The sequence below is a fragment of the Streptomyces sp. NPDC048623 genome (genome assembly GCF_040650755.1).
Taxonomy (GTDB): domain Bacteria; phylum Actinomycetota; class Actinomycetes; order Streptomycetales; family Streptomycetaceae; genus Streptomyces.
The window spans coordinates 76,884-92,726 of the sequence record NZ_JBEZHV010000014.1 but is presented as its reverse complement, the minus strand read 5'-3'; the positions used below and the strand labels follow the sequence as shown (position 1 = coordinate 92,726).

Sequence of the window (15,843 nt, the reverse complement as noted above, 5' to 3'; positions counted from 1 at the left end):
GTCAGTGCTCTGACTTAGGCTTCTCTTCCGTGGAGCCCGACCTTTTCACCGCAGCAGCCGAAGAACGCCAGGAGAAGGACCCGGCCAGCAGCCCGCTGGCCGTGCGGATGCGTCCGCGCACCCTCGACGAGGTCGTCGGCCAGAGCCATCTGCTCAAGCCCGGCTCCCCGCTGCGCCGACTCGTCGGCGACGGATCCGGCGGTCCTGCGGGCGCCTCCTCGGTGATCCTCTGGGGCCCGCCCGGCATCGGCAAGACCACTCTCGCGTACGTGGTCTCCAAGGCCACCAACAAGCGCTTCGTGGAACTGTCCGCGATCACCGCGGGCGTCAAGGAGGTCCGGGCCGTCATCGACGGGGCCCGGCGGGCCGTCGGCGGCTTCGGCAAGGAGACCGTCCTCTTCCTCGACGAGATCCACCGCTTCTCCAAGGCCCAGCAGGACTCCCTCCTCCCGGCCGTGGAGAACCGCTGGGTCACCCTGATCGCCGCCACCACCGAGAACCCGTACTTCTCGGTGATCTCCCCGCTGCTCTCCCGCTCGCTGCTGCTCACCCTGGAGCCGCTCACCGACGACGACCTGCGCGGGCTGCTGCGCCGGGCCCTGGAGGAGGAGCGCGGGCTCGGCGGGGCGGTCACGCTGGACGAGGACGCCGAGGCGCATCTGCTGCGGATCGCCGGCGGCGACGCCCGGCGCGCCCTGACGGCCCTGGAGGCGGCGGCCGGCGCGGCGATCGCCAAGCAGGAGCCGACCATCACCCTGGAGACGGTCGAGCAGACCGTCGACCGGGCGGCGGTGAAGTACGACCGGGACGGCGACCAGCACTACGACGTGGCGAGCGCGCTGATCAAGTCGATCCGCGGCTCCGACGTGGACGCGGCGCTGCACTACCTGGCCCGCATGATCGAGGCGGGGGAGGACCCCCGGTTCATCGCCCGGCGGCTGATGATCTCGGCGAGCGAGGACATCGGCCTGGCCGATCCGAACGCGCTGCCGCTCGCCGTGGCCGCCGCCCAGGCCGTCGCGATGATCGGCTTCCCCGAGGCGGCGCTGACCCTGAGCCACGCCACCATCGCCCTGGCGCTCGCCCCGAAGTCCAACGCGGCGACGAACGCGATCTTCGCCGCCCGGGCCGACGTCCGGGGCGGCCTGGCCGGCCCCGTCCCGGCGCATCTGCGCGACGGGCACTACAAGGGCGCCGCCAAGCTGGGCCACGCGCAGGGCTATGTGTATCCGCACGACGTGCCGGGCGCCATCGCCCCCCAGCAGTACGCGCCGGACGCGGTCCACGGCAGGCGCTACTACGAGCCCACGCGCTACGGCGCGGAGGCGCGCTACGCGGACGTGGTCGACAAGGTCCGCGAGCGCCTCAGGGGCGAGGGAGGCTGAGCGGGGCCATGCTGCTCAGGGACAGGGACAGGGACAGGGACAGGGGGAGGCCGAGGGGCCCTGGCGCGGGGCGCCCGGCGGACCCGGTACACTGACCGGAAGTGCTGCGTCCTGTGTCCGGCTTCGGCCGGCATCACCAGAACAGGACGGACAGCCGGAGTCCCGGTCCTCGGGCGGGGTCTCCAGGAGCGTCGCGCACCTTCGAAGGTGTCGCGGGCAACCCACCACCACCGGGATTCCCCGGAGCGGGCGGTGGGTCGTTCGCGTGCTGCACGTATGTGCCCAGACCAGGGAGCGGCTGCCCGGCAGGTCCCTCGCGGACCCGAAGGGTCTTCCCGGCTGCGGATGGCGACCTCCCTAACCCTGGTGAAGCCGTATTCGAACAGTGAGAGAGGTTGGTTCATGCCGAACCAGTCCCGTCCCAAGGTCAAGAAGTCGCGTGCCCTCGGCATCGCGCTGACCCCGAAGGCCGTCAAGTACTTCGAGGCCCGCCCCTACCCGCCGGGCGAGCACGGCCGTGGCCGCAAGCAGAACTCGGACTACAAGGTCCGTCTGCTCGAGAAGCAGCGTCTGCGCGCCCAGTACGACATCAGCGAGCGCCAGATGGCGCGCGCCTACGACCGCGCCAAGAAGGCCGAGGGCAAGACGGGCGAGGCGCTGGTCGTCGAGCTCGAGCGCCGTCTCGACGCCCTGGTCCTGCGTTCGGGCATCGCCCGCACCATCTACCAGGCCCGTCAGATGGTCGTCCACGGCCACATCCAGGTCAACGGTGGCAAGGTCGACAAGCCGTCCTTCCGCGTCCGTCCCGACGACGTCGTGATGGTCCGCGAGAAGTCGCGCAACAAGACCCTGTTCCAGGTGGCCCGCGAGGGTGGCTTCGCCCCCGACGGCGAGACCCCGCGCTACCTGCAGGTCAACCTGAAGGCCCTGGCCTTCCGCCTGGACCGCGACCCGAACCGCAAGGAGATCCCGGTCGTCTGCGACGAGCAGCTGGTCGTCGAGTACTACGCCCGTTGATCCTCAGCGAGCTGTAGTACCACCTCCGCGGTGTTCAGCCCGCCGCTTCCCCACCCGACACGGTGGGGGAGCCGGCGGGCTTCCGCGTGTCGGGGACCGGAGCCCGGCCGGTACGGAACGGGCGCGGCGCCCGCGGCCCGGCCAGGCCCCGTACGGCGGTGTCCCGGCGCTCGGCCAGCGCCCGGTCCACCGCCGCGTCCACCGAGAGCCGCTCGCCCTCGTCGTACCAGGCCGCGTACGCCTCCTCGCCGAGCAGCTCGCCCGCCTGCCGCGCGCACAGCGCCCGCGCCCCGTTGAAGTGCGCCGAACCGAACAGCGGCAGCCCCACCGACTGCCACACCGGCATCGCCGCCCCCTGGAGCAGCGCCGCCTCGGCCGGATCACCTTCGACCGCCGTCACCAGCGCGAGCAACTCGATCGCGAGCACCAGCCCCACCAGGTCGTGGAAGGCGTGGTTGATCGTGACGCACTCGGTGAGCAGCTCCCGTGCCGACAGCGGATCGCCGTCCGTCAGCGCCGCGTAGGCCAGGACGTACAGCGCGTACGCCCGGGTCCACCGCTCGCCGCGCTCCTCGCAGACCTCCCGCACCTCCGCGCACAGCGCGACCGCGCCCTCCAGATCACCCCGGAAGGCCCGCGCCATCGCCAGCTCCACCTGCCCCATCAGGACGTTGCTGTTCAGCTCGCCGATCTCCCGGTACGCGTCGAGCGCCCGTCCGATCAGCTCCTCGGCCCGCGGCAGGTCGTCCGAGAGCAGCGCCATGCATCCCATGCGGTGCGTCGCGTACGCCTCGGCCACCGCGTTCCCGGTGATCCGGGCCCGCTCCCGGCATTCGTGCAGTGCCGCCACCGCCGCCGTCGGATCGCCCTGCAGGATCGCCACGTAACCGAGCACCCACAGCGCCTTCAGGCGCGCCTCCTCGTGCAGCGCGACCGGCTGGTGCGAGGAGGCGCCGAGCGCCCGGTCCAGCCAGTGCCGGCCCTCCGACAGACGTCCGCAGCCCGCCCAGTAGAACCAGAGCGTCCCCGCCAGGTGCTGGCCGAGCATGGAGTCCTCGGGCGACTCCAGGCACAGTTCCAGCGCCGCGCGCAGATTCGGCAGCGCCACGTCGGTGACCGCGGCGACCTCGGCCTGCCGCGGGCTGAACCACTCCAGCTCGCACCAGGTCGCGAGCCCCATGTACCAGTCCCGGTGCCGGCGCCGCATCCGCTCGGTGTCGTCGAGCGCCGCCAGCCACTCCGCCCCGTACGCCCCGACCGTGCCGAGCATCCGGAAGCGCGGGCCCGCCGCCGTGTCCTCGCGGGACACCAGGGACTGCGCGAGCAGCTCCCCGAGCACGTCGAGCACCCGGTCCGCGGGCAGCCCCGGGCCCCCGCACACGTACTCCACCGCCTCCAGGTCGAAGGGCCCCGCGAACACCGAGAGCCGTGCCCACAGCAGCCGCTCCTCCGGAGTGCACAGCTCATGGCTCCAGCCGATGGCCGTCCGCAGCGTCTGGTGCCGGGGGAGCGCGCCGCGCCGTCCGCCGTCGAGCAGCCGGAACCGGTCCTCAAGGCGCCGAAGCAGCTGCTCCGGGGTCAGCAACGGCAGCCGCGCCGCCGCCAGTTCGAGCGCCAGCGGGATCCCGTCGAGGCGCCGGCACAGCTCCCGCAGCGCCTGGGCGTCCCCGGCCGGAGGCGCCCCCGCCTCCACCGCCCGCCCGGTCAGCAGCTCCCGCGCGTCCGCGGCGCCCATCGGCGCCAGCGTGCACACCGCCTCGCCGTCCACCCGCAGCGGCCGGCGCCCGGCCGCGAGCACCGTGAGCCCCGGACAGCCGGCGAGCAGCTCCCGCAGCAGCCCCGCGCACTCCTCCACCAAGTGCTCGAAACCGTCCACGACAAGCAGCAGCCGCAGCTCCGCGAGGTGTTCCAGGAGCACCTCGCGCGGCCCGCGCACGGTGTGGTCGGTCAGCCCGAGCGCCTCCATCAGGGCATGTGCCACCAGGCCCGGATCGCGCAGCGCGGACAGCTCCACGAGCCGCACCCCGTCGACGTAGCGTTTCTGCAGCGCCGAGGCGGCCCGCAGGGCCAGGCGCGTCTTGCCCACCCCGCCCACCCCGACGACCGTGACCAGCCGGAACTCGGCGAGCATCCGGGCCAGTTGGTCCTGTTCGGCGGCCCGGCCCACGAACCGGTTCGGTTCCGCCGGAAGATTGCTCCGTCGCATGGCACACGGAGCGTACTCATCCGCGCGCACTCCGTACAATCGGTGTCGGCAACTCCCCTCCGCGCGAGCGCTTATGCGGTACGGCCGCCAACCGCGGGCGCGATAGGGTCGGAGGACGCATACACACGGGTCCGACGACCGTCCGGGACCCGACGACAGCAGAGAGCGGTGCAGAGTGACCGGTGGTGAGGTTGCCGGGCTCCTGGTGGCCGTGTTCTGGGCGATCCTCGTCTCCTTCCTTGCCGTGGTGCTGGTGAGGCTGGCGCAGACGCTCCGGGCGACCACCAGGCTCGTGGCGGACGTGACCGAGCAGGCCGTGCCGCTGCTCGCCGACGCCTCCGCGACCGTGCGCTCCGCACAGACCCAGCTGGACAAGGTCGACGCCATCGCGTCCGACGTCCAGGAGGTCACCTCCAACGCCTCCGCGCTCGCCGGCACCGTGGCCTCCACCTTTGGCGGCCCGCTCGTCAAGGTCGCCGCCTTCGGCTACGGCGTGCGCCGGGCCCTGGGCCGCAGCCGTCAGGACGGGCCGCCCGCGGACGACCGGCGTACTGTGATCGTCGGTCGTACCGTGCCGTCCGCCAGACGCCGGAAGCAGAAGGGCTGAGCACGATGTTCCGCCGTACGTTCTGGTTCACCGCGGGCGCGGCCGCCGGTGTGTGGGCCACCACCAAGGTCAACCGGAAGCTCAAGGAGCTGACACCGGAGAGCCTGGCCGCGCAGGCGGCGAACAAGGCCGTCGAGGCCGGACACCGGCTCAAGGACTTCGCTCTCGACGTGCGGGCGACCATGGTCCAGCGGGAGGCCGAGCTCGGCGAGGCCCTCGGCCTGGACAGCGCGCCACCCGCGGAGCAGGAGCGCGGGCTTCCCGCCCAGCGCCGCAGGGCCGCGCTCGGGAGCCGCCCCGCCCAGGACACGACCACCTACTCGATCTCGTACAACCGAAACCGGAATGAGGACCACTGATGGAGTCGGCTGAAATCCGCCGCCGCTGGCTGAGCTTCTTCGAGGAGCGCGGGCACACCGTCGTCCCTTCGGCGTCGCTCATCGCGGACGACCCGACTCTGCTGCTCGTCCCGGCCGGCATGGTGCCGTTCAAGCCCTACTTCCTGGGTGAGGTCAAGCCGCCCTTCGCGCGCGCCTCCAGCGTGCAGAAGTGCGTGCGCACGCCCGACATCGAAGAGGTCGGCAAGACCACCCGCCACGGCACGTTCTTCCAGATGTGCGGCAACTTCTCCTTCGGCGACTACTTCAAGGAAGGCGCCATCAAGCTCGCCTGGGAGCTGCTGACCACCCCGGTCGAGCACGGCGGCTACGGCCTTGAGCCGGAGAAGCTCTGGATCACGGTCTACCAGGACGACGATGAGGCCGAGCAGATCTGGCGCGACGTCGTGGGCGTGCCCGCCGAGCGCATCCAGCGCCTCGGCAAGAAGGACAACTTCTGGTCCATGGGCGTCCCCGGCCCCTGCGGCCCCTGCTCCGAGATCAACTACGACCGCGGCCCCGAGTTCGGCGTCGAGGGCGGCCCGGCCGTCAACGACGAGCGGTACGTCGAGATCTGGAACCTCGTCTTCATGCAGTACGAGCGGGGCCAGGGCATCGGCAAGGAGGACTTCGAGATCCTCGGCGACCTGCCGTCCAAGAACATCGACACCGGCCTCGGCCTCGAGCGCCTGGCGATGATCCTCCAGGGCGTGCAGAACATGTACGAGACGGACACCCTCAAGGTCGTCATCGACAAGGCCACCGAGCTCACCGGCGTCGCCTACGGCAAGGCCCACGACTCGGACGTCTCGCTGCGCGTGGTCGCCGACCACATGCGCACCTCCGTCATGCTCATCGGCGACGGCGTCACCCCCGGCAACGAGGGCCGCGGCTACGTGCTGCGCCGCATCATGCGCCGCGCCGTCCGCAACATGCGTCTGCTCGGCGCCACCGGCCCGGTCGTCGGCGAGCTCGTCGACACGGTCATCCGCACCATGGGCGAGCAGTACCCGGAGCTGGAGACCGACCGCAAGCGCATCGAGACGGTCGCCCTCGCCGAGGAGGCCGCGTTCCTCAAGGCCCTCAAGGGCGGCACCAACATCCTCGACACCGCCGTCACCGAGACCAAGGCCGCCGGCGGCACGGTCCTGGCCGGCGACAAGGCCTTCCTGCTCCACGACACCTGGGGCTTCCCGATCGACCTCACCCTGGAGATGGCCGCCGAACAGGGCCTCTCCGTGGACGAGGACGGCTTCCGCCGCCTGATGAAGGAGCAGCGGGAGCGCGCCAAGGCCGACGCCCTGGCCAAGAAGACCGGCCACGCCGACCTCACCTCGTACCGCGAGATCGCCGACTCGGCCGGTGCCACCAGCTTCACCGGCTACACCAACACCGAGGGCGAGACCACGGTCGTCGGTCTGCTCGTCAACGGTGTCCCGTCGCCGGCCGCCTCGGAGGGCGACGAGGTCGAGGTCGTCCTCGACCGCACCCCGTTCTACGCCGAGGGCGGCGGCCAGCTCGCCGACCAGGGCCGGATCAAGCTGCACTCCGGCGCCGTCATCGAGATCCGCGACGTGCAGCAGCCGGTCCCCGGCGTCTCCGTGCACAAGGGTTCGGTGCAGGTCGGCGAGGTGACCGTGGGCGCCACCGCCTACGCCGCCATCGACGTGCGCCGCCGCCGGGCCATCGCCCGCGCCCACAGCGCCACCCACCTGACCCACCAGGCGCTGCGCGACGCCCTCGGCCCGACCGCCGCCCAGGCCGGTTCGGAGAACTCCCCGGGCCGCTTCCGCTTCGACTTCGGTTCGCCGAACGCCGTCCCCGGTGCCGTCCTCACGGACGTCGAGCAGAAGATCAACGAGGTGCTCGCCCGCGAGCTGGACGTGCACGCCGAGGTCATGCCGATCGACGAGGCCAAGCGCCAGGGCGCCATCGCCGAGTTCGGCGAGAAGTACGGCGAGCAGGTCCGCGTCGTCACCATCGGCGACTTCTCCAAGGAGCTGTGCGGCGGCACCCACGTGCACAACACCGCCCAGCTCGGCCTGGTGAAGCTGCTCGGCGAGTCGTCGATCGGCTCGGGCGTGCGCCGTATCGAGGCCCTCGTCGGCGTCGACGCGTACCACTTCCTCGCCCGTGAGCACACGGTCGTCGCCCAGCTCCAGGAGCTGGTCAAGGGCCGCCCGGAGGAGCTGCCGGAGAAGATCTCCTCGATGCTCGGCAAGCTGAAGGACGCCGAGAAGGAGATCGAGAAGTTCCGCGCCGAGAAGGTGCTCCAGGCCGCCGCCGGTCTGGTCGACTCGGCCCGGGACATCCACGGCGTCGCCCTGGTCACCGGCCAGGTCCCGGACGGCACCGGCGCCGACGACCTGCGCCGGCTGGTCCTCGACGTCCGCGGCCGCATTCCGTCCGACCGCCCGGCCGTCGTGGCCCTGTTCACCACGGCCAACGGCAAGCCGCTCACGGTCATCGCCACCAACGAGGCCGCCCGCGAGCGCGGCCTCAAGGCCGGCGAGCTGGTCCGCACGGCCGCCAAGACCCTCGGCGGCGGCGGTGGCGGCAAGCCGGACGTCGCCCAGGGCGGCGGCCAGAACCCGGAGGCCGTCGGCGAGGCCATGGCCGCCGTCGAGCGCCTCGTCGTGGAGACGGCGTGACGATGCGCCGAGGACGTCGGATCGCCGTCGACGTCGGGGACGCCCGGATCGGGGTCGCCTCGTGCGACCCCGACGGGGTCCTGGCCACGCCGGTGGAGACCGTGCCGGGGCGTGACGTCCCGGCCGCCCACCGGCGGCTGCGCCAGATCGTCGAGGAGTACGAGCCGATCGAGGTCGTCGTGGGCCTGCCCCGCTCGCTCAGCGGGCGGGAGGGCCCGGCCGCGACCAAGGTCCGCGCCTTCGCCCGCGAGATGGCCAAGGGCATCGCGCCCGTCCCGGTCCGGCTCGTCGACGAGCGGATGACCACGGTCACGGCGACCCAGGGCCTGCGGGCCTCGGGCGTGAAGTCCAAGAAGGGACGGTCCGTGATCGACCAGGCCGCCGCTGTGATCATCCTGCAGAACGCTCTTGAGTCCGAACGGGTATCAGGTAATCCGCCCGGCGAGGGCGTCGAAGTGGTCATCTGATCGCGATACGGTAACGTTCCGCGCGATGCGGCGGTGTTCGAACAGCTGCCGCACAACGTAGAGGCGGAACGTCCGGAAGCCTCGCGGCTGTTTGGGGATCGATGACTGAGTATGGCCGGAGCCCCGGCTCCGAACCGTGGCACCCCACGGACCCCTTGTACGGGGACCAGGGGTGGGAAGGCCAGCAGCAGTACCCGCAGCAGCAGTACCAGCAGCAGGCTCCGTACGGCGGGCAGGACCCGTACGCCCAGCAGCAGCCGTACGCCGGCGACCCGTACGGGCAGCAGCCTCAGCAGCACCCGCAGGCCCAGCAGCACCCGCACCCCCAGCAGCCGCAGCAGCACCAGCAGGGCTACGACCAGTACGGCGGTCAGCAGTACGGCGGTCAGCAGTACGGGAACCCGGCCGGTTACGACACGCCCGGGTATCCCGCACAGCAGTACGACGGCAACTGGGAGACGGGCCAGGCGGCGATGCCGTACAACGCCCCGCCCGCCGATCCGTACGGCGGCGGGCAGCCCGACCTCTACGGCACTCCCGAGGCCTACCCGCCGCCGCAGCCCCCCGGCCGGCGCCAGGTGCCGCAGCAGCCGGTGACCGACTGGGACGCGGAGCCGGAGGAGGAGAACCACCCCTTCTTCACCGGCGAGGACGCCTCCGGCAACGAGTCCCGTCGCTACGACGACGAGGACGCGTACGACGACGAGTACGAGGACGACGAGCCGGAGGGCCGCAGTTCCGGACGCCGCGGCGGGAAGAACGGCCGGGGCGGCAAGGGCGAGAAGGGCAAGAAGGCCAAGAACGGCATGGCCTGCCTGGTCGTCGCGGTCGTCCTGGTCGGCGGCGTGGGCGGCCTCGGCTATGTCGGCTACCAGTTCTGGCAGGGCCGTTTCGCCGCCGCGCCCGACTACACCGGCCAGGGCAGCGGGGGCGTCCAGGTGGAGATCCCCAAGGGCGCCGGCGGCTACGAGATCGGCAACATCCTGAAGAAGGCCGGCGTCGTCAAGAGCGTCGACGCCTTCGTCTCCGCCCAGCAGAAGAACCCCCAGGGCATGACGATCCAGGCGGGCGTCTACACGCTGAAGAAGGAGATGTCGGCGGAGAGCGCGGTCTTGCTGATGCTCAACCCGGCGAGCCAGAGCAACCTCGTCATTCCCGAGGGCAGGCGCAACGTCTGGGTGTACGCGGAGATCGACAAGCGACTCGAACTCGAACCCGGCACGACCCAGGGCATCGCGAAGGCGAAGGCGAACGAGCTCGGCCTGCCGGACTGGGCGAAGAACCACAAGAACGTCAAGGACCCGCTGGAGGGCTTCCTCTTCCCGGCGAAGTATCCGGTCGCCAAGGGCAGCAAGCCCGAGGACGCCCTGCGCAAGATGGTGTCCCGCGCGAACCAGGAGTACGCGAAGTTCGACCTGGAGGCCAAGGCCAAGGCGCTCGGCGTCGAGGGTCCCTGGGAGCTCGTCACCATCGCCAGTCTGGTCCAGGCGGAGGGCACGTCGCACGACGACTTCCGCAAGATGGCCGAGGTCGTCTACAACCGGCTCAAGCCGTCGAACCCGCAGACCTACGGCGGGCTCGAGTTCGACTCGACGTACAACTACATCAAGAACCAGAGCACGGTCGACCTGTCGCTCACGGCGCTGCGGAAGTACGAGAACCCGTACAACACGTACTACGTCAAGGGCCTGCCGCCCGGTCCGATCAGCAACCCCGGCGTCCAGGCGATGACGGGCGCGGTCGAGCCGACGCACGACGGCTGGTACTACTTCATCTCGCTCGACGGGAAGACCTCCCAGTTCACGAAGACGAACGCGGAGCACCAGAAGCTCGTCGAGAAGTTCAACGAGTCGAGGAAGAACTGATGGCGGCAGCCCGCCGGGCGGCCGTGCTCGGCTCGCCCATCGCCCACTCGCTCTCCCCGGTCCTGCACCGGGCGGCGTACGCCGAACTCGGCCTCGACGACTGGTCCTACGGCCGCTTCGAGGTCGACGAGGCCGCGCTGCCCGGGTTCGTCGGCGAGCTCGACGACTCCTGGGCCGGGCTCTCGCTGACCATGCCGCTCAAGCGGGCGGTCATCCCGCTGCTCGACGAGATCACCGACACCGCGGCCTCGGTCGAGGCCGTCAACACGGTGGTGTTCACGGACGACGGGCGCCGGATCGGCGACAACACCGACATCCCCGGCATGATCGCCGCGCTGCGCGAGCGGGGCGTCGAGAAGACCGACTCCGCCGCGGTCCTCGGCGCGGGCGCCACCGCCTCCTCGGCGCTCGCCGCCCTCGCCCGGATCTGCTCGGGGCCGGTCACCGCGTACGTACGGAGCGCGGCGCGCGCCGACGAGATGCGCGGCTGGGGCGAACGGCTCGGCGTGGACGTGCGCACCGCCGCCTGGGGCGACGCGGCGGAGGCCTTCGCCGCGCCGCTGGTGATCGCGACGACCCCGGCCGGGACCACGGACGCCCTGGCCGACGCCGTCCCCGCCGCCCCCGGCACGCTCTTCGACGTGCTCTACGACCCCTGGCCGACGCGTCTCGCCGCCGCCTGGTCGGCGCGCGGCGGAAAGCTCGTGGGCGGGCTCGACCTGCTCGTCCACCAGGCGGTGCTCCAGGTGGAGCAGATGACGGGCCGCACACCGGCGCCGCTGGCCGCGATGCGGGCCGCGGGCGAACAGGCGCTCGCCGAGCGCTGAGCGCCGGCGGAGGAACCGGAGGCCTCACCCTGACCTGTGAGGCCTCACCCCGACCGGTGAGACCTCACTCGACTCGTGAGACGCGCGTCCCGACCCGTGGACCGGCGATCGATCGGCCGCCCGGACGTGGGAGGATCAGGGGAGGCGGGCCCGGGCCGCGCACCCTGGTCCAGCCTCGCAGTGCCCAGGCGCGAGCATGAGGAGCATCGTTGAGCAGGTTGCGTTGGCTGACGGCGGGGGAGTCGCACGGCCCCGCGCTGGTCGCGACCCTTGAGGGACTTCCGGCCGGTGTTCCGGTCACCACGGAGCTGGTGGCCGACCATCTCGCCCGGCGGCGCCTCGGCTATGGACGCGGTGCCCGCATGAAGTTCGAGCAGGACGAGGTCACCTTCCTGGGTGGTGTCCGGCACGGGCTCTCGCTGGGCTCGCCGATCGCCGTCATGGTCGGCAACACCGAGTGGCCCAAGTGGGAGAAGGTCATGTCGGCCGACCCGGTCGACCCCGCCGAGCTCAAGGAGACCGGCCGCAACGCGCCGCTCACCCGCCCGCGGCCCGGCCACGCCGACCTGGCCGGCATGCAGAAGTACGGCTTCGACGAGGCCCGGCCGATCCTGGAGCGCGCCAGCGCCCGCGAGACCGCCGCCCGCGTCGCGCTCGGCGCCGTCGCCCGCTCCTTCCTGAAGGAGGCGGCCGGCATCGAGATCGTCTCCCACGTGGTGGAGCTCGCCGCGGCGAAGGCCCCGTACGGCGTCTACCCGACCCCGGCGGACGTCGAGAAGCTCGACGCCGACCCTGTGCGCTGCCTCGACGCCGACGCGTCGAAGGCGATGGTCGCCGAGATCGACCAGGCCCACAAGGACGGCGACACGCTCGGTGGTGTCGTCGAGGTCCTCGCGTACGGCGTGCCGGTCGGCCTCGGTTCGCATGTGCACTGGGACCGGCGGCTCGACGCGCGGCTCGCCGCCGCGCTCATGGGCATCCAGGCCATCAAGGGCGTCGAGGTCGGCGACGGCTTCGAGCTCGCCCGCGTGCCCGGCTCGAAGGCCCACGACGAGATCGTGCGCACCGAGGACGGCATCAGGCGCACCTCCGGCCGCGCCGGCGGCACCGAGGGCGGTCTGACCACCGGTGAGCTGCTGCGCGTGCGCGCCGCGATGAAGCCCATCGCGACCGTCCCGCGCGCGCTCGCCACGATCGACGTCGCCACCGGCGAGGCCGCGGCCGCGCACCACCAGCGCTCCGACGTCTGCGCCGTGCCGGCCGCCGGCATCGTCGCCGAGGCCATGGTCGCGCTGGTCCTCGCGGACGCGGTCCTGGAGAAGTTCGGCGGCGACTCGGTCCCCGAGACCCGCCGCAACGTGCAGTCGTACCTCGACCACCTCCAGATCCGGTGACCGGCGGCCCGCTGGTCGTCCTCGTCGGCCCGATGGGCTCCGGCAAGTCCACGGTGGGCGCGCTGCTCGCCGAGCGGCTCGGCGCCGCGTACCGGGACACCGACGCGGACATCGTCGCCGCCGAGGGACGCGAGATCTCGGACATCTTCGTCGAGGACGGCGAGGAGCACTTCCGCGCCCTGGAGCGCGCGGCCGTGGCCACCGCCCTGGCCGAGCACGAGGGCGTCCTCGCGCTCGGCGGCGGCGCCGTGCTCGACGCCGGCACCCGCGAGCTGCTCGCGCCGCTGCCCGTCGCGTACCTCTCGATGGACATCGAGGCCGCCGTCCGCCGGGTCGGCCTCGGCGCCGCCCGGCCGCTGCTCACCGTCAACCCGCGTCGGCAGTGGCGCGAACTGATGGACGCGCGCCGCCATCTGTACGAAGAAGTCGCGAGCGTCGTGGTCGCCACCGACGAGCGCACGCCCGAAGAGGTCGCCGACGCGATCCTCGACGCACTGGAGTTGAAGGACGTATGACGGACCAGGAAGTGACCCGTATCCAGGTCGGCGGCTCCGCGGGCACCGATCCGTACGAGGTGCTGGTCGGCCGGCAGCTGCTCGGTGAGCTCGGTGGGCTGATCGGCCCGCAGGTCAAGCGCGTGGCCGTGATCCACCCGGAGGCGCTCGCCGAGACGGGCGAGGCGCTGCGCGCCGACCTCGCCGACCAGGGCTACGAGGCCGTCGCCATCCAGGTGCCCAACGCCGAGGAGGCGAAGACCGCCGAGGTCGCCGCCTACTGCTGGAAGGCGCTCGGGCAGACCGGCTTCACCCGCAGCGACGTCATCGTGGGCGTCGGCGGCGGCGCCACCACCGACCTGGCCGGCTTCGTCGCCGCGACCTGGCTGCGCGGTGTGCGCTGGATCGCGGTGCCCACCACTGTGCTCGGCATGGTCGACGCGGCCGTCGGTGGCAAGACCGGCATCAACACCGCCGAGGGCAAGAACCTCGTCGGCGCCTTCCACCCGCCGGCCGGTGTGCTGTGCGACCTGGCCGCGCTCGAATCGCTGCCGGTGCACGACTACGTCTCCGGGCTCGCCGAGATCATCAAGGCCGGCTTCATCGCCGACCCGGTCATCCTCGACCTGATCGAGGCCGACCCCGAGGCCGCCCGCACCCCGGCGGGCCCGCACACCGCCGAGCTGCTCGTGCGCTCGATCAAGGTCAAGGCCGAGGTCGTCTCCGGCGACCTCAAGGAGGCCGGCCGCCGCGAGATCCTCAACTACGGACACACCCTGGCGCACGCGATCGAGAAGAACGAGCGCTACAAGTGGCGCCACGGTGCCGCCGTCTCCGTCGGCATGGTCTTCGCCGCCGAGCTCGGCCGGCTGGCCGGCCGTCTCGACGACGCCACCGCCGACCGGCACCGCGCCGTCCTGGAGTCCGTCGGCCTGCCGCTCACCTACCGCGGCGACCAGTGGGCGAAGCTCCTGGAGACCATGAAGGTCGACAAGAAGTCCCGCGGCGACCTGCTGCGCTTCATCGTCCTCGACGGCCTCGCCAAGCCCGCGGTCCTCGAGGGCCCCGACCCGGCGGTGCTCATCGCGGCGTACGGCGAGGTGTCCGCGTGAGCGAGCCGCGCCGCGTCAGGCGCGTCCTCGTCCTGAACGGCCCGAACCTCGGCCGGCTCGGCTCCCGCGAGCCCGACATCTACGGCGCCACGTCCTACAAGGGCCTGGTGGAGTCCTGCCGCACGCTCGGCGAGCAGCTGGGCTTCGACGTCGAGGTGCGCGAGACCAACGACGAGGGGGAGATGATCCGCTGGCTGCACGAGGCCGCCGACGGCTCCCTCCCGGTCGTCCTCAACCCCGGCGCGTTCACCCACTACTCGTACGGGATGCGCGACGCGGCCGCCCAGCGCACGGCGCCGCTGATCGAGGTGCACATCTCCAACCCGTACACCCGCGAGGAGTTCCGCCACACCTCGGTGGTCGCCGCCGTGGCCACCGGCACCATCGCCGGCTTCGGCATCGGCTCCTACCGCCTGGCACTGCGCGCGCTGGCAGAGGAACTGGACGCCTGAGCCAGGGAGTGTCTTGCCCTCACCCCCACGGGTGAGGGCTCGCACCCCCGGCCGATTCCGCCGGGCCGTTTCCCCTGGGGAAGGCGGGGGCGGTAACGTTCCGGCAACGACGGAAACAGGGCCGGCAGGGAACGGAGTGGGGCACCGGATGCAGCACGGAATGGGGGCTCCGCTGCCACCGCAGGAACCCGCGGGCCGCACCGGCTGGGCACAGGGCCCGCACATCCACGCCCCCGGCGCGCCGCTCCAGGGCGGGCACCCGCCCGTGCCGCCCCCGCCGGTGCCCGGGCACCACCAGCCCTATCCGCCGCCGCCGGCCCCGCAGGGCCCGCCGCCCGGATGGGGCGGGGCCCCCGCCGGGCAGGCCACCGGGCACATCACCGTGCCGCCCCCGGTCACCGGCACCGGCGGCGCGACCATAGCCGTGCTGCTCATCGGCCCGGCGGGTGCGGGCAAGACGACCGTCGCCCGCCACTGGGCCGGCCGCCGGCCCGTGCCGACCGCCCACATCAGCCTCGACGACGTCCGCGAATGGGTCGTGTCCGGCTTCGCCGACCCCCAGTCGGGCTGGAACGAGAACTCCGAGGCGCAGTACCGGCTCGCCCGCCGCACCTGCGGCTTCGCCGCCCGCAACTTCCTCGCCAACGGCATCTCCTGCATCCTCGACGACGCCGTCTTCCCGGACTGGCCGGTCGTCGGCCTCGGCGGCTGGAAGCGCCATGTCGGCCCCGGGCTGCTCCCGGTCGTGCTGCTGCCCGGCCTGGACATCGTCCTGGAGCGCAACGCCGAGCGCAGCGGCAACCGGCGCCTCGCCGACGAGGAGGTCGCCGCGATCCACGGCCGGATGGCCGGCTGGTACGGCTCCGGGCTTCCGATCATCGACAACTCGACGTACGACGTGGAGACCACCGCCCGGGTCCTGGACGACGTCCTCGCCCGCGCGATCTCCGGCCAGCCGCCGGCTTAGGGGCCTGTCCGGAAAGTCCCGC

General features: G+C 72.2%; 14 protein-coding genes. 13 read left to right on the top strand and 1 reads right to left on the bottom strand.

What is annotated here, in order from left to right; genetic code table 11:
* Positions 1 to 29: 29 nt before the first annotated feature.
* Together AB0C73_RS21180 and rpsD are read left to right on the top strand one after the other, a co-directional pair.
* On the top strand, positions 30 to 1,385 hold the full coding sequence (locus tag AB0C73_RS21180) for a replication-associated recombination protein A (protein ID WP_362532247.1): 1,356 nt from the start codon (positions 30 to 32) through the stop codon (positions 1,383 to 1,385).
* Positions 1,386 to 1,787: 402 nt separating this feature from the next.
* Complete coding sequence (rpsD, locus tag AB0C73_RS21175; RefSeq protein ID WP_265867159.1) at positions 1,788 to 2,402, top strand: 30S ribosomal protein S4; 615 nt, start codon at positions 1,788 to 1,790, stop codon at positions 2,400 to 2,402.
* A 34-nt stretch (positions 2,403 to 2,436) separates the two neighbouring features.
* On the opposite strand, the gene AB0C73_RS21170 is transcribed toward rpsD, so the two are convergent.
* Positions 2,437 to 4,608, bottom strand: coding sequence for an AAA family ATPase (locus AB0C73_RS21170; RefSeq protein ID WP_362532244.1), 2,172 nt, complete (start codon positions 4,606 to 4,608; stop codon positions 2,437 to 2,439).
* A 175-nt stretch (positions 4,609 to 4,783) separates the two neighbouring features.
* Between AB0C73_RS21170 and AB0C73_RS21165 the strand changes: the two genes are divergently transcribed.
* The 11 genes from AB0C73_RS21165 to AB0C73_RS21115 all read left to right on the top strand — a co-directional run bounded on the left by AB0C73_RS21165 (position 4,784) and on the right by AB0C73_RS21115 (position 15,821).
* On the top strand, positions 4,784 to 5,215 hold the full coding sequence (locus AB0C73_RS21165) for a DUF948 domain-containing protein (protein ID WP_362532241.1): 432 nt from the start codon (positions 4,784 to 4,786) through the stop codon (positions 5,213 to 5,215).
* A 5-nt stretch (positions 5,216 to 5,220) separates the two neighbouring features.
* A complete protein-coding gene (locus AB0C73_RS21160) occupies positions 5,221 to 5,574 on the top strand; it encodes a hypothetical protein (RefSeq protein WP_362532239.1) in 354 nt (117 codons plus the stop codon).
* Entirely contained in the window at positions 5,574 to 8,243 is a 2,670-nt protein-coding gene (gene alaS / locus AB0C73_RS21155) for an alanine--tRNA ligase (protein WP_362532236.1), read from the top strand. Before AB0C73_RS21160 ends, alaS begins: the two co-directional genes overlap by 1 nt.
* Positions 8,244 to 8,245: 2 nt before the next feature.
* Positions 8,246 to 8,710 carry a Holliday junction resolvase RuvX gene (gene ruvX, locus AB0C73_RS21150; protein WP_123954413.1) on the top strand — a complete coding sequence of 155 codons (465 nt, stop codon included), beginning with the start codon at positions 8,246 to 8,248 and terminating at the stop codon, positions 8,708 to 8,710.
* 101 nt (positions 8,711 to 8,811) lie between these two features.
* Positions 8,812 to 10,575 (top strand): endolytic transglycosylase MltG, encoded by a 1,764-nt coding sequence (mltG, locus tag AB0C73_RS21145; protein WP_362532232.1) that lies wholly within the window; start codon positions 8,812 to 8,814, stop codon positions 10,573 to 10,575.
* Positions 10,575 to 11,402: a shikimate dehydrogenase gene (locus AB0C73_RS21140; RefSeq protein ID WP_362532229.1), complete on the top strand. Its 828-nt coding sequence runs from the start codon at positions 10,575 to 10,577 to the stop codon at positions 11,400 to 11,402. The genes mltG and AB0C73_RS21140 overlap by 1 nt, the downstream gene beginning before the upstream one ends.
* Before the next feature lie 209 nt (positions 11,403 to 11,611).
* Positions 11,612 to 12,796 carry a chorismate synthase gene (gene aroC / locus AB0C73_RS21135; protein WP_362532227.1) on the top strand — a complete coding sequence of 395 codons (1,185 nt, stop codon included), beginning with the start codon at positions 11,612 to 11,614 and terminating at the stop codon, positions 12,794 to 12,796.
* Positions 12,793 to 13,311, top strand: coding sequence for a shikimate kinase (locus tag AB0C73_RS21130; RefSeq protein WP_362532225.1), 519 nt, complete (start codon positions 12,793 to 12,795; stop codon positions 13,309 to 13,311). Before aroC ends, AB0C73_RS21130 begins: the two co-directional genes overlap by 4 nt.
* Positions 13,308 to 14,402 carry a 3-dehydroquinate synthase gene (aroB, locus tag AB0C73_RS21125; protein WP_362532222.1) on the top strand — a complete coding sequence of 365 codons (1,095 nt, stop codon included), beginning with the start codon at positions 13,308 to 13,310 and terminating at the stop codon, positions 14,400 to 14,402. Before AB0C73_RS21130 ends, aroB begins: the two co-directional genes overlap by 4 nt.
* Positions 14,399 to 14,854, top strand: coding sequence for a type II 3-dehydroquinate dehydratase (aroQ, locus tag AB0C73_RS21120; RefSeq protein WP_362532219.1), 456 nt, complete (start codon positions 14,399 to 14,401; stop codon positions 14,852 to 14,854). The genes aroB and aroQ overlap by 4 nt, the downstream gene beginning before the upstream one ends.
* A gap of 148 nt (positions 14,855 to 15,002) precedes the next feature.
* The gene (locus tag AB0C73_RS21115) at positions 15,003 to 15,821 is read left to right on the top strand and encodes an AAA family ATPase (protein WP_362532217.1); all 819 of its coding nucleotides are present in this window, start codon (positions 15,003 to 15,005) and stop codon (positions 15,819 to 15,821) included.
* Positions 15,822 to 15,843 lie beyond the last annotated feature (22 nt).

Excerpts from the sequence above, each read along its gene's own strand:
- aroB (WP_362532222.1), top strand. The coding sequence starts at position 13,308 with ATGACGGACCAGGAAGTGACCCGTATCCAGGTCGGCGGCTCCGCGGGC.
- AB0C73_RS21170 (WP_362532244.1), bottom strand. The coding sequence starts at position 4,608 with ATGCGACGGAGCAATCTTCCGGCGGAACCGAACCGGTTCGTGGGCCGG.
- mltG (WP_362532232.1), top strand. The coding sequence starts at position 8,812 with ATGACTGAGTATGGCCGGAGCCCCGGCTCCGAACCGTGGCACCCCACG.
- ruvX (WP_123954413.1), top strand. The coding sequence starts at position 8,246 with ATGCGCCGAGGACGTCGGATCGCCGTCGACGTCGGGGACGCCCGGATC.
- rpsD (WP_265867159.1), top strand. The coding sequence starts at position 1,788 with ATGCCGAACCAGTCCCGTCCCAAGGTCAAGAAGTCGCGTGCCCTCGGC.
- AB0C73_RS21160 (WP_362532239.1), top strand. The coding sequence starts at position 5,221 with ATGTTCCGCCGTACGTTCTGGTTCACCGCGGGCGCGGCCGCCGGTGTG.
- AB0C73_RS21115 (WP_362532217.1), top strand. The coding sequence starts at position 15,003 with ATGCAGCACGGAATGGGGGCTCCGCTGCCACCGCAGGAACCCGCGGGC.
- AB0C73_RS21140 (WP_362532229.1), top strand. The coding sequence starts at position 10,575 with ATGGCGGCAGCCCGCCGGGCGGCCGTGCTCGGCTCGCCCATCGCCCAC.
- alaS (WP_362532236.1), top strand. The coding sequence starts at position 5,574 with ATGGAGTCGGCTGAAATCCGCCGCCGCTGGCTGAGCTTCTTCGAGGAG.